The 11521-nt window shown below is 67.4% G+C and carries 14 protein-coding genes; 6 read left to right on the forward strand and 8 right to left on the reverse strand.

All coding sequences use genetic code 11. The features are described 5' to 3' along the window. The first annotated feature begins 120 nt into the window (after positions 1 to 120). The 3 genes from AC5Y4D_RS07160 to AC5Y4D_RS07170 all read left to right on the forward strand — a co-directional run bounded on the left by AC5Y4D_RS07160 (position 121) and on the right by AC5Y4D_RS07170 (position 2419). A complete protein-coding gene (locus AC5Y4D_RS07160; protein ID WP_500036858.1) occupies positions 121 to 876 on the forward strand; it encodes a TVP38/TMEM64 family protein in 756 nt (251 codons plus the stop codon). A gap of 32 nt (positions 877 to 908) precedes the next feature. After that, positions 909 to 1778: a S1 family peptidase gene (locus AC5Y4D_RS07165; protein WP_500036859.1), complete on the forward strand. Its 870-nt coding sequence runs from the start codon at positions 909 to 911 to the stop codon at positions 1776 to 1778. Positions 1779 to 1993: 215 nt separating this feature from the next. Further along, a complete protein-coding gene (locus AC5Y4D_RS07170; protein ID WP_499944577.1) occupies positions 1994 to 2419 on the forward strand; it encodes a type II toxin-antitoxin system death-on-curing family toxin in 426 nt (141 codons plus the stop codon). A gap of 98 nt (positions 2420 to 2517) precedes the next feature. On the opposite strand, the gene AC5Y4D_RS07175 is transcribed toward AC5Y4D_RS07170, so the two are convergent. Both AC5Y4D_RS07175 and AC5Y4D_RS07180 read right to left on the reverse strand, forming a co-directional pair. Continuing rightward, on the reverse strand, positions 2518 to 3975 hold the full coding sequence (locus AC5Y4D_RS07175) for an ATP-binding protein (protein WP_499944576.1): 1458 nt from the start codon (positions 3973 to 3975) through the stop codon (positions 2518 to 2520). Next, a complete protein-coding gene (locus AC5Y4D_RS07180; RefSeq protein WP_499944575.1) occupies positions 3972 to 4703 on the reverse strand; it encodes a response regulator transcription factor in 732 nt (243 codons plus the stop codon). The genes AC5Y4D_RS07175 and AC5Y4D_RS07180 overlap by 4 nt, the downstream gene beginning before the upstream one ends. Before the next feature lie 87 nt (positions 4704 to 4790). On the opposite strand from AC5Y4D_RS07180, the gene AC5Y4D_RS07185 reads away from it, so the two are divergent. Both AC5Y4D_RS07185 and AC5Y4D_RS07190 read left to right on the forward strand, forming a co-directional pair. Next, on the forward strand, positions 4791 to 5081 hold the full coding sequence (locus tag AC5Y4D_RS07185) for a hypothetical protein (RefSeq protein ID WP_499944574.1): 291 nt from the start codon (positions 4791 to 4793) through the stop codon (positions 5079 to 5081). A gap of 72 nt (positions 5082 to 5153) precedes the next feature. After that, positions 5154 to 5573 carry a hypothetical protein gene (locus AC5Y4D_RS07190; RefSeq protein WP_499944573.1) on the forward strand — a complete coding sequence of 140 codons (420 nt, stop codon included), beginning with the start codon at positions 5154 to 5156 and terminating at the stop codon, positions 5571 to 5573. A 135-nt stretch (positions 5574 to 5708) separates the two neighbouring features. Here the strand turns inward: AC5Y4D_RS07190 and AC5Y4D_RS07195 are convergent, their stop codons facing one another. Genes AC5Y4D_RS07195 through AC5Y4D_RS07205 form a run of 3 tightly spaced genes read right to left on the reverse strand, consistent with a single transcriptional unit; the run spans position 5709 to position 7670 of the window. Continuing rightward, positions 5709 to 6074, reverse strand: a complete 366-nt coding sequence (locus AC5Y4D_RS07195) for a DoxX family protein (RefSeq protein ID WP_499944572.1) — start codon at positions 6072 to 6074, stop codon at positions 5709 to 5711. Between the two features lie 9 nt (positions 6075 to 6083). Further along, the gene (locus AC5Y4D_RS07200; protein WP_499944571.1) at positions 6084 to 7214 is read right to left on the reverse strand and encodes an SPFH domain-containing protein; all 1131 of its coding nucleotides are present in this window, start codon (positions 7212 to 7214) and stop codon (positions 6084 to 6086) included. A gap of 21 nt (positions 7215 to 7235) precedes the next feature. Next, positions 7236 to 7670: an NfeD family protein gene (locus tag AC5Y4D_RS07205; protein ID WP_499944570.1), complete on the reverse strand. Its 435-nt coding sequence runs from the start codon at positions 7668 to 7670 to the stop codon at positions 7236 to 7238. A 67-nt stretch (positions 7671 to 7737) separates the two neighbouring features. On the opposite strand from AC5Y4D_RS07205, the gene AC5Y4D_RS07210 reads away from it, so the two are divergent. Continuing rightward, on the forward strand, positions 7738 to 8616 hold the full coding sequence (locus AC5Y4D_RS07210) for an Rv1486c family protein (RefSeq protein WP_499944569.1): 879 nt from the start codon (positions 7738 to 7740) through the stop codon (positions 8614 to 8616). Between the two features lie 230 nt (positions 8617 to 8846). On the opposite strand, the gene AC5Y4D_RS07215 is transcribed toward AC5Y4D_RS07210, so the two are convergent. The 3 genes from AC5Y4D_RS07215 to fabG1 are packed head-to-tail and all read right to left on the reverse strand — an operon-like array spanning position 8847 to position 11455. After that, the gene (locus AC5Y4D_RS07215; protein WP_499989811.1) at positions 8847 to 9848 is read right to left on the reverse strand and encodes a ferrochelatase; all 1002 of its coding nucleotides are present in this window, start codon (positions 9846 to 9848) and stop codon (positions 8847 to 8849) included. Positions 9849 to 9854: 6 nt separating this feature from the next. Next, positions 9855 to 10664, reverse strand: a complete 810-nt coding sequence (inhA, locus tag AC5Y4D_RS07220) for an NADH-dependent enoyl-ACP reductase InhA (protein ID WP_499944567.1) — start codon at positions 10662 to 10664, stop codon at positions 9855 to 9857. Positions 10665 to 10687: 23 nt separating this feature from the next. After that, positions 10688 to 11455 carry a 3-oxoacyl-ACP reductase FabG1 gene (gene fabG1 / locus AC5Y4D_RS07225; protein WP_499989810.1) on the reverse strand — a complete coding sequence of 256 codons (768 nt, stop codon included), beginning with the start codon at positions 11453 to 11455 and terminating at the stop codon, positions 10688 to 10690. Between the last annotated feature and the right edge of the window lie 66 nt (positions 11456 to 11521).

Raw genomic sequence — 11521 nt, forward strand, 5'->3', positions numbered from 1 at the left:
GGCTAGTTGATCGGGTCCGCAAATCAGGAATCGAGATGCGATTATCGGCGCCAGACTGTGACGCGAAACGCCAGCCGAGGGAAACTCGGTATTCACCTGCACCCCGTACCCTTGGGACCCGTGACAGCTCCCGCCATCTGCAAAAGCACCGATACGGTGCGCGGGTTTGCAGCCGCCGTGCGCGCCGCGGTGCGCGGCACGTCGCTGCCGCGGCTGGTGGCCACCGTGTTGGGAATCACAGTCCTGGTGGCGGTAGCTGTGTGGGTCCCGCTGCCCACCGCGATCGAAATGCGCGATTGGGCGCAATCACTGGGTCCCTGGTTCCCGCTGGCGTTCTGGCTGGTGCACACCCTGGTGACGGTGCCGCCCTTCCCCCGCACCGCGTTCACGATTGCGGCGGGACTGTTGTTCGGGCCGGTGATCGGGATAGCCATCGCGGTGACGGCCAGCACCGCCAGCGCGGTGCTGGCATTGCTGGTGGTCCGCGGGACCGGGTGGCGGTTGTCCCGGCTTGAGCACCGGCGCGCGATCATGCGGCTGGACGAGCGACTCGGCGAACGAGGCTGGCCGGCGATTCTGTCGTTGCGCTTCATTCCGGCCGTGCCGTTCGCCGCGATCAACTACGCCGCCGGCGCCTCGGCCGTGCGGGTGATGCCCTACACATGGGCCACTGTTGTCGGGTTGCTGCCCGGTACCGCCGCCGTGGTGATCCTGGGCAACGCCGTCGTCGGGGACGGCAACCCGCTGCTGATTGCGGTATCGGTGTGCACGGGCGCACTGGGGCTGGGCGGGCTGGTCTACGAGGTCCGCAAATACCGGCGGGAGCACGCGAAGCCGCACCAGACGGTCGAGCCGGAGCCTGCGCGCTCGGTTTGAGCGCATCCACCGTTCCCTGAAAGATCGACGTCATGTCGCAGGCGTCCCTGGTGCGCTCGGTCATGTTCGGCGTCGGGGCGTTGGTGTGTCTGATGGTGGCAGCCTGGCCGTTGGCCGCACGTGGTCTCGGTCGCACCTACAGTTGGCGGCTCTCGTTCTTCGCGCTGCTCAGTGCCGCGTCGTTCGTGTTCGCGATGTTCCTGCCCGTCCCGAACAGAGCTTTCCTGCAGCCCGGCCAGCCTCCCATCGTGATCCCGTTCCCGTTGCCGCCGGCCAGCACGATCGGTCCGGGCACCGCGATCGCGGTCAGCTATACCGACGGCAGCGGCGGAATGGCATGTACGGCAGGGTTTTTGGTGCGCACCGGGGACGGCCGGACCGGGGTGCTCACCGCCGGTCACTGCAACAAGCCCGGCGAGGCGAGCAAGGTGAGCATCAACTCCGCAGCCGAGTCCTACGTCACCGTGGGCACGTTCGATCAGACCGTCAGCGAAGGAACCCGCGGCGAGGCCCACGACATCGGGCTGATCATGCTCGATGCGGACGTGGTTCCGCAGACATCGGCGATACGCGCGTCGATGCCGGTCAGCGGGGTCGCCGGGGAACTCCAGATCGGCCAGCAGTTGTGCAAATTCGGCATGAAGACGGCCCGGGTGGAATGCGGGCAGATCACCGACGTCACCGAGAGCAAGGTGGTGTTCCTGGCGGCCAGCCAATGCGGAGACTCGGGCGGCCCGGTCTACCTCATTCGCAAGGAGGGTGCGGTAGCCGTCGGCATCCACATCCGGGGCGGGCGTCCCGACGACCCGAACCCGAGTTGCTCAACTGCCGCAACGTTTTCGGTGGCTGAGCTGGTGCAGCCGTGGCTTGATAGGTGGGGACTGAGCGTGGTGACGGGGTGATGTCGTATTGAGAACGCCTACCCACATCATGAGTTACGGCATCTGCGGTTTGGCCGTATCCTGACCGTTATGGCGGGAACACGAAGCAACTCCACCCCCAAAGAGGCGGGCGAGGAAATCAAGACCCCTCCAACCACCAAGGTGGCTGATGACGTTTTTCGCGCTGCGTACGAGGAGGAAAAGACCAGGTGGGCTGGGCTCTCTGAACGCCTGAAGTGACCGATTTCGTCTACCTGACGCTGAGCCAAATCATCGAAATAAATGCTGATCAGAGTGGCGGCACCGCGCTCGATCTGCCCGGCTTGGAGTCAGCAGCGCACCGTCCGAGTTCCGAGTATTTCGGAGTCGAGCTTTTTCCTGACATCTGGACGAAAGCCGCAGCCTACGTCCACGGCATCGCTGGGCCGCAGTATTTCTCCGACGGCAACAAGCGCACCGGCTGGTTTGCTGCGGTCGTCTTCTTGAAGGTCAACGGGTTTCCCCTGCCCAAAGTCGCTGACATTGAAGCCGAGACCTTCGTACAGGCCGTGGCACAGGAGGTATTCGACACCGACGAGACGCGTCCCGATCTCACCCTGACGAAGGCGGCCGAGTGGTTTCGCGTGAAGTGGCAGCAGGGACCTCGGCTCGATCCCGTTTGAAGTTATCGCCCTGCCCGCTGCTCCAGATACCGTGCCATCCGTAAAGCCGTCGCTCGCGGAAGACGGGTCGCACCACCTGGACGCGCGCAACGCGCACGTCACCATTCACCCCTCGACAAACTCAGCCGGAACTGCGCACCCCCGTCGTGCCGCACACAAACCAGGTCGCCCCCGTGCGCCCGAGCCAGCGCACGCGCGATCGAGAGTCCCAGTCCGGCACCGCCGTGATCGCGGGCACGATCGGCGTCCAGCCGGACCAGGCGCTCGAAGATGCGGAAGCGCTCGTCGTCGGGGATGCCCGGGCCGGTGTCGGTGACGGTGACGACGGCCGTCGCAGGGTCGCCGCCGAGTTCTACGGTGATCGAGCCGCCATCCGGTGTGTGCCGGCGGGCGTTGTCGAGCAGGTTGGACAGAATCTGCGCCACCCGGGTGGGGTCGGCCACCGCCATCAATTCCGGTAGACCCGTGCGGACGATCGAGAGCTGCGGGGCCAGCATGGCGGCGCGCTGCACTTCGGCGTCCACGATGGCGGCGAGGTCGGTGTCTCCGACGTCCAGCGACAATCCGGCGTCGATGCGGCTCAGATCCAACATGTCGGCGACCAGGCGCCCGGCTCGTCGGGCATCGGATTGCAGGAGGCCGGCCCGGCGGTGCTGCGCGCTCGACTCCGGGTCGACCTCATGGGCGGCAAGCTGCTCGGCGGCCGCTTGGATGCCCGCGATCGGGGTGCGCAGCTCGTGTGCGGCGTCGACCAGGAACTGCCGGGTGGCGGCTTCGGCGCGTTGCGCGGCGTCGGCCGCCTGTTGAGCACGCGACTCCGAATCCTCCAGCGCATCCAGCATCGTGTCGAAAGCGGTTGCGGCGCGCCCTAATTCGGTGTCGGTTCGGGATGGTCGGAGTCGCTTGCCGCGGTCACCGGTGGTGATGTCCTTGGCCAGCGCGGTCAGCCGGTCCAATGGCCGCAATGCCGTGCGGCTGACCGCGACCAGCAGCAGCGCGGCCAACAGCAACGTCGCCACACCAGCACCGATCATCAGCTGCCGCAGCTGCCGGGTCACCTGCGTGGTCTGGGTGGTGTCGGCGACCAGGATGAGCCGGGCGCCGTCGGGCAGCGGGTGCACCACCACGGTCGCCGTCGCGTCCGGCAGCGGACCCGGCGGCGGGGGCGGCGGCCTGGGCGGCACACCCGACGGCATCGGCCCGGGTCGGCGGCCCGGAGGCGGCGGAAAGGGGGGCGGGACCGTGGAGCCGGCTTTGGTGTCGGCGCTGATCCCGGGATCGCCGTAGGTGACGCCGTCGGCCATCACCACCAATGCCCGCACGCTGCCGCTGTTGAGTTGCGCGGCCAGCAGTTCCGGGGAGGTGTGCGCGGCGACCAGCGCGTCGGCGCGCGATGTGGCGGCCAGCAGTCGGTCGTGCAGGTTGCGCCGGGCCTGGATGCCCAGGCTGACGTCGACCGTCACCCCCAGCACCACCAACAGCACCGCCAGCAATGCCACGACCAGCAGGATCACCCGTCGCTGCAGGGACGGGGTGGCAGTGACCGCGTCCGTCACGAGCGCTGCTGGGGCTGCAACCGGTAGCCGATGCCGCGCACGGTGTGCAGTATCCGGGGTCCGTGCGCCTCGAGCTTGCGACGCAACCCGCTGACATGCACCTGCACCAGATTCGGGTCATAGGCGTCGTAGCCCCATACCGCATTGAGGATCTGGTTCGCGCTGACGATCCGGCCCCGCTGTTCCATCAGGAATCCCAACAGCCTCAGCTCGGTGGCGGTCAGGTCCAGCGGGTGGCCGTTGCGTGCCGCCACGCCCGCATCGTCGTCGAGGATCACGTCGCCCAACTGCACCACCTTGGGCAGCCGTCCCCGGCGTCGTAACACCGCACCTACCCGCGACACGAGTTCGGCGAGCTCGAACGGTTTGACGACGTAGTCGTCGGCACCCCCGTCGAGCCCGCGCAACCGGTCCGTCAACCCGTCGCGGGCGGTGATCAACACGATCCCGATGTCGCCCCATTCGCGGACCACATCGATGAGCTCGAAGCCGTCGCGGCCGGGCAACATCACGTCGAGCACCACGAGGTCCGGTCGCAGACCTTCCAGCACCTCTTCCAATCCGTTTCCGTCGCAACGGGTGTCGGTGTGATAGCCGACGTCGGCGAGCGCCTCGCCGACCATCTCCCGAATCGTTTCGGAGTCCTCGACCACGAGTACCCGCGGTGTGCCGACGCTGAATTGGTCGGTCACTCTGCCGGTGCGATCCGCGCGAGTCATGGCCTCCATTGTTCACGCGTTGCTGTTCAGTCGGCTCTCGCCGCACCGGGAGCGGGTTACGCTCAGCGCGCACGAACCGATCAGAGGGGAAGCGAAATGGTCTCGGACGCCTCCAACAAGACCGCTGTCGGACGGCACTCCACCGCGGCGGTGGTCGGCGCGGGACTCGCGGGTGCGGTGCTCGGCGCTGCGGCCGCGTTCGCCGTGACCGGTCTGGTCTTCACGGTTCGCGTCGAACTGCCGCCGCCTCCCTACCCGCAGCTGTCTTCGACACCGACGGTGAGCTTGCCGTCTCCCCCGCCGCCGAGCTCCAGCGCCGTGCCGACCGTCCCGTCCGCTCCGGCGCCGAGCATCGTGCCGGTACCGCCGCTACCCGGGCCGCGCTGACTTCTTCAGCTTCGTTTCAAGTTCGACTCCTACCGTCGCGCTCGGCAACAATCCAACGACGCGAGGAGTCACATGACCTCCGACGACACATCCGACCAGACGCCTGTCGTGCCTGCGCCGGTCGTAGCTGAGAAACGGCGCTATCCCGGCCGAGCGGTCCTGGGCGCCGGGGTACTCGGCGGCCTGATCGGTTCGGTATTCACCGCGGGCGCGGCCGTGCTGGCGATCACTTTCTTCGGTCCTCCCCCGCCGCCACCGGGCCACGGGCCGCCTCCGGCGGCATCGCACTTCGGCTTCCCGGGACCTGGCGGACCCGGAGCACACGGCCCGCACGGCATGATGCCGCCGCCGCCGTTCCCCGGCGGACCTCCTCCGATGGGGCCGGGTGGACCCGGTGCGCCGGGCTCGCCGGGTGCGCAGCAGGCGCCTGGGCAGGGTCAGTCGCCGTCGCCCTCGGCAGGGCCCAGCGCTTCGCCGACTCCGCCGCGGTAGTGGGCCGTCGCGAGGGTGCGCAAAATGCCGGCCGCACCGGCGTGTCGGTGTACATCTGCGCACCCTCGCGACGCGAGACCAAACTCCCGCCGATACGAGCCGAGCCGCCGCCCGACGCCAGCCGAGCGAGGGGTATTACGCGAAGCGCGAGGTGTCCGGCCCCTTCACCGTCATCGCGGCGAACACCGTCAGAAACGTCGCCGCCGGCAGTGTGTTGACCACCTTGTCACGTACCCGGATATGTGCGCCGACCGCCAAGATGAAGTACAGCGTCAACAGAGCTGTCGTCAGCCTGGCCAAGCCCGGAAACCGGTTCACCGACGCCAGCCCGACCGCGGCCGCGACCTTCACCACCGGCAACACCGGGCGGATGCTTTCCGGGCATTCGACGGTGTCCAACGCCTTCTTGATGGGCGGCACCTGAACCGCACACAACACCGCATCGACGGCATGGAACGCGGCCAGCCCGGCGTAGGTTTTCGGAGACGTCAAAGTGCTCATCACGCAATCCTATTGGCGCAGTTCCGGCGGCCCGGTCAGCGGGTTGCGAGACAAAACCTCCGTCGTCGGGGTCGATGCGATCGCCGGACCGTTCTCGGTGGCGAACCAGTCCGCGACCTCGGCGTCGTCGTCATCCGCGGAGTGCTTGGGCGCGTCGTCCACCGGGGACGGCTCGAAGCGGAATACGCCGTCCTCACCGGGTTTGCCGAGCAGTCTGGTGAAGCCCTGTAATGCCGCGTTGAAGTCGCTGGGCACCACCCACACCTTGTTGGCGTCGCCGCGCGCCATCTGCGGCAGCGTCTGCAGGTACTGGTAGGCCAGCATCTCCGGGGTCGGCCGGCCGGCCTTGATCGCGGCGAACGTCTTCTCGATGGCCTTGGCCTCACCCTGCGCCCGCAGGTACGCGGCTGCCCGCTCGCCCTGGGCGCGCAGCACCCGGGACTGCCGGTCGGCTTCGGCGCTCAGGATCGCGGCCTGCTTGGCGCCCTCGGCGGCCAGGATCTGCGAGGTCTTCTGACCTTCGGCCTGCATGATGGCCGCCTGCCGGGTGCCCTCGGCGGTCAGGATCATCGCGCGCTTCTCCCGATCGGCTTTCATCTGCTTTTCCATCGACGCCTGGATCGACGGCGGCGGATCGATGCTGCGCAGCTCGACCCGCGCCACCCGCAGGCCCCAGCGGCCGGTCGCCTCGTCGAGCACGCCGCGCAGCTGCGCGTTGATCTGATCGCGCGAGGTCAACGTCTGCTCCAGGGTCATGCCGCCGACCACGTTGCGCAGCGTGGTGGTGGTCAACTGCTCGACGCCGACGATGTAGTTGCTGATCTCGTAGACCGCCGCCTGCGGAACGGTGACCTGGAAGTAGACGACCGTGTCGATGTTCAGCGTCAGGTTGTCCTCGGTGATCACCGGCTGCGGCGGGAACGACACCACCCGCTCCCGCAGGTCCACCCGGGCGCGGATGCGGTCGATGAACGGAACCAGGAGGGTCAGCTGCCCACTGACTGTGCGGCTGTACCGGCCCAGCCGCTCGATCACCGCGGCTTCGGCCTGCGGTATCAACGCCACGGACTTGGCCACCACGATGATGGCGAAGACCACCAGAACGACCAGCAGAACCAAACCGGCTACCGCACCGTCCACCGGGACTCCTCTCTCGAAGCGCTATGCGTTTTTGAACACCACGGCGGTGGCGCCGTCGATGTGCACGACGGTGACCGACTGGCCGGGCTCATAGACGTCGCCGTCGTTGAGCGGGCGGGCCGTCCACACCTGACCGTCCAATTTGACCTGACCGGCATCGCTGGCCACCCGGTCGAGCACCAGTGCGCTCTTGCCCTCCAGGGCCTTGACGCCGATCTTCAACCCGGTGTGCGGGGTCAGTCGGCGACGCAGCGGCGGCCGAACCAGTGTCAGCAGCAGTACCGAGACGATCAGAAACACCACACCGTCGACCCAGATTGGCCAGTCCGTCAACCAACTGGCACCGGAGGCGGCCAGCGCGCCGCCGCCGAGCATCAGCAGGAACATGTCGCCCGTCAAGGCCTCCGCCCCGATGAGCACCAAGGCCCCGATGAGCCAGATCAGCGCGACGGGCATGGGCACAGAATACGCGCGATCGGTGACAAACCGCGTCCAAGGCGGCGAGCCATTACACTGCGAGACCATGTGGTGCCCGAGTGTTTCGCTGTCGATGTGGGCCAACGCCTGGCTCGCAGGCAAGGCCGCGCCCGACGACGTTCTTGATGCGTTATCACTCTGGGCGCCAAGGCAATCCGTTGCCGCATACGACGCCGTCGCCGCGGGCCACACCGGTCTGCCGTGGCCGGACGTGGACGACGCCGGGACGGTTTCGTTGCTGCAGACGTTGCGGGGTGCGGTCGGCCGCGAGGGCCGGGGAACGATCAACGTGGTGCTGCCGGTGCCCGGCGACGTCCGGGGGCTGACAGCGGGGACCCAGTTCGAGCGCGACGCGCTGGCCGCCGGCGAGGCGGTGATCGTCACGAAGGCCGACGACCCCGGCACCGCGATCGGACTCGTCCCCGAATATTCCTACAGCGACGACGACGAGGCCGAAGAGCCCGAACTGTGCGCGCTGACCTGGATGGTCTACTCGTTGCCGGGCGCGCCGGTGTTCGACCATCACGAACTGGGAGACGCCGAATACACGCTGCGGTCAGCGGTGCGCTCGGCCGCCGACGCGCTGAGCTCCATGGGCCTGGAATCGGCCAGCGGCGTTGACAATCCGCGCGGACTCGTCGAGCAGATGCTGGAATCTGCACGGCAGCACCGGATCCCGGATCATGCGCCGACCCGCGCGCTGCGGGTGCTGGAGAACGCGGCACACGTCGATGCGATCATCGCGGTCAGCGCCGGACTGAGCCGTCTGCCTGATCGCGGGACTGCCGCACCGGAAATGACGGGGACGCAATCGTCTTCGGAGGGGCAGATCGCCAACGATGCGCTGCGGCCGCTGAGCGCCGTGGTCCGCTCGGCACGGATGGCCGCGGTCACCGCGATTCTGCAGTCCGCCTGGACGGACTGAGCGGCGTCCGCGAAGTCGCCCGTGGGCAACGTATGGGTGCTTTACGTCTGCACGGTGAATCCTTGGCTTTGAGTGTGAATCAACGGCTTTCGTTGTGAGCTCAGGGCGGGAAACCGGGCGCAATCCCACCCAGGCTTCACGCGCAAGACCTAGGCTTCACACTCAAAACCCAGGCTTCACACTCAAAACCCAGGGCTCACGCCCAAAGCCCAGGCCTCGCGCTTGAGCGGCTAGGTCGCCGCGCAGTGCGGTGGCCGGCACGGCTGGCCGTCTCGACTGCCCAGGCATCCCGGGACCGGGTCGGCGCCGGTGACGCGCGCGGGTTCGCGGCCATCGCGTAGTTCGTCGATCAAATCCGCTGCCAGCCGGGCGAATCGGCGGTCTGCGTTGGGCGTGGCGGCGCGGGCGAACGTGACACCGAGAGCGTCGGCCTCCAGGCGTAGTTCGTGGTCGAGATCCCACACCACTTCGATGTGGTCCGCGACGAAGCCGATGGGACACACGATTACGGACTTGACACCGGAAGCGGACAGCGCAGCGAGGTGATCGGCGACGTCGGGCTCGAGCCACGGAACCTGCGGCGGGCCCGACCGGGACTGCCACACTACGTCGTAATCCCTGAAGCCCGCTGCCGCCGCTACAAGCCTTGCGGCATATCCGATTTGGCGGCTGTAGAGATTCGGCCCGCACCGCTGGTCGGCGGCGATCGGGATGGAATGCGCGGTGAAGATCAGCCGGGCATCCGGTGGCACGGTGTCGGCGGCGGCGACGACGGCGTCGGCGAACATCTCCACGAACAGCGGATGGTCGAAGTACGTTCTCAGCTTGACCAACTCGGGCGCCTGCGGACCGGCCGCCTCCCGCGCCCGCGCGATGTCCTCGACATACTGCGTGCAGCTGGAGTAGCCACTCCACGCCGACGTGGTGAACACCGCCGCCCGACGAACGCCGTTGTCTCGCATGAGTTTTACTGTGTCTTCGACGTACGGCTGCCAGTTGCGGTTGCCGAAGTAAACGGGCAGCGGCTGCACGGTTTCCAATTCGGCGATCAACGCGCGGTTGATGCCGTTGATCGGGGACACACCGCCGAAATGGTAGTAGTGCTCGGCGACGTCATCGAGCCGCTCCGGCGGCACGTTACGTCCGCGGGTGACGTTCTCCAGAAATGGGCGAACCTGTTCGGGCGCTTCCGGCCCACCGAAAGACAGCAGCAGGACGGCGTCGAAGTTCATTGTGTCCTAGAGCAATTGGGTATGAGCGCCGCCGTCGGCGAAGATGATGTCACCCGTGGTGGCCGGCAGCCAATCGGACAGCAGCGCGCACACCGTCTTGGCGACCGGCGTCGGGTCTTTCATGTTCCAGCCGACCGGAGCGCGCTGATCCCAACCGTCTTCGAGCAACTGGATCTGGGCACCTGCCTCTTCGCCCAGCGCGCCGCCGACGATCGCGGCCATCGCCAGCGTCCGGATCGGGCCGGCCGCAACCAGATTCGACCGCACGCCGTGCTTGCCGGCCTCGCGCGCCACGAACCGGTTCACCGATTCCAGGGCACTCTTGGCGACCGTCATCCAGTTGTATGCCGGCATGGCCCGGCTCGGGTCGAAGTCCATCCCGACAATCGAGCCGCCCTGGTTCATGATCGGCAGCACCGCTTTGGCCAGCGAGGCATACGAGTACGCCGAGATGTGGATGCCTTTGGAGACGTCCTCATAAGGTGCGTCGAAGAACGGGTTGATCCCCATGCCGGACTGCGGCATGAAGCCGATCGAGTGCACCACGCCGTCGAGTTTGTTGCCCTCGCCGATCACCTCGACGACCCGGTCGGCGAGGGTGTCCAGGTGCTTTTCGTTCTGGACGTCGAGTTCGATCAACGGCGCCTTCTCCGGCAACCGGTCCGCGATGCGCTGAATCAGCCGGAGTCGGTCGAATCCCGTCAGCACCAGTTGCGCGCCCTGCTCCTGGGCGACCCGGGCGATGTGGAACGCGATCGACGCGTCGGTGATGATCCCGCTGACCAGGATTCGTTTGCCTTCGAGCAGTCCTGTCATGTTTGTCCTTTTCCCTCTGACCCTCAGTGCCCCATACCCATGCCGCCGTCGACAGGAATGACCGCGCCGGCGATGTAACTCGCATCCTCGGAGGCGAGGAAGCTGACCACCCCGGCGACTTCCTCGGCGGTGCCGACCCGTTTCGCCGGAATGAAGTCCAGCGCGCCGGCCTGGATCCGCTCGTCCAGCGCCCGGGTCATCTCGGTGTCGATGTAACCGGGTGCGACCACGTTCGCCGTCACCCCGGCCTTGGACAGTTCCCGCGAGATCGAGCGGGCCATGCCGATCAGACCGGCCTTGGAGGCGGCGTAGTTGGCCTGGTTGCCGATCCCCCAGCTGCCCGAGACCGAGCCCACGTAGATGATCCGGCCGAACCGCTTCTTCTGCATGCTGCGCGAGGCGCGCTGGGTCACCCGGAACGCCCCGGTGAGGTTCGCGTCGATGACCTTCTGGAACCGCTCCTCGGTCATCCGGATCAGGAAGGCGTCCGCGGAGATCCCGGCGTTGGATACCAGCACCTCGACCGCACCCTGATGCTCCTCGACCTCTTTGAAGGCGCGGTCGACGGCGTCGGTGTCGGTGACGTCACAGACGACCCCGAACAAGCCCTCGGGCACCCCCGATCCGCGGTGCGTGACGGCGACCTTGTGTCCATCGGCGGCCAGTCGCTGCGCGATGGCCAGCCCGATCCCCCGGTTTCCGCCGGTGACCAGCACCGATCGGGACACGAAAGGGGGTTTGCCCCCGTTAGCCGCGGGCTCGGATGCGAGTTCGGTGGCTGCTCCTGTCACCCCGCCAACTTATCGCCCCGCCACGATTTCACTGCAATCGGCTCGGCTGCTTACGATCGGGGCTGC

The organism is Mycobacterium sp. NGS67 (genome assembly GCF_059812185.1).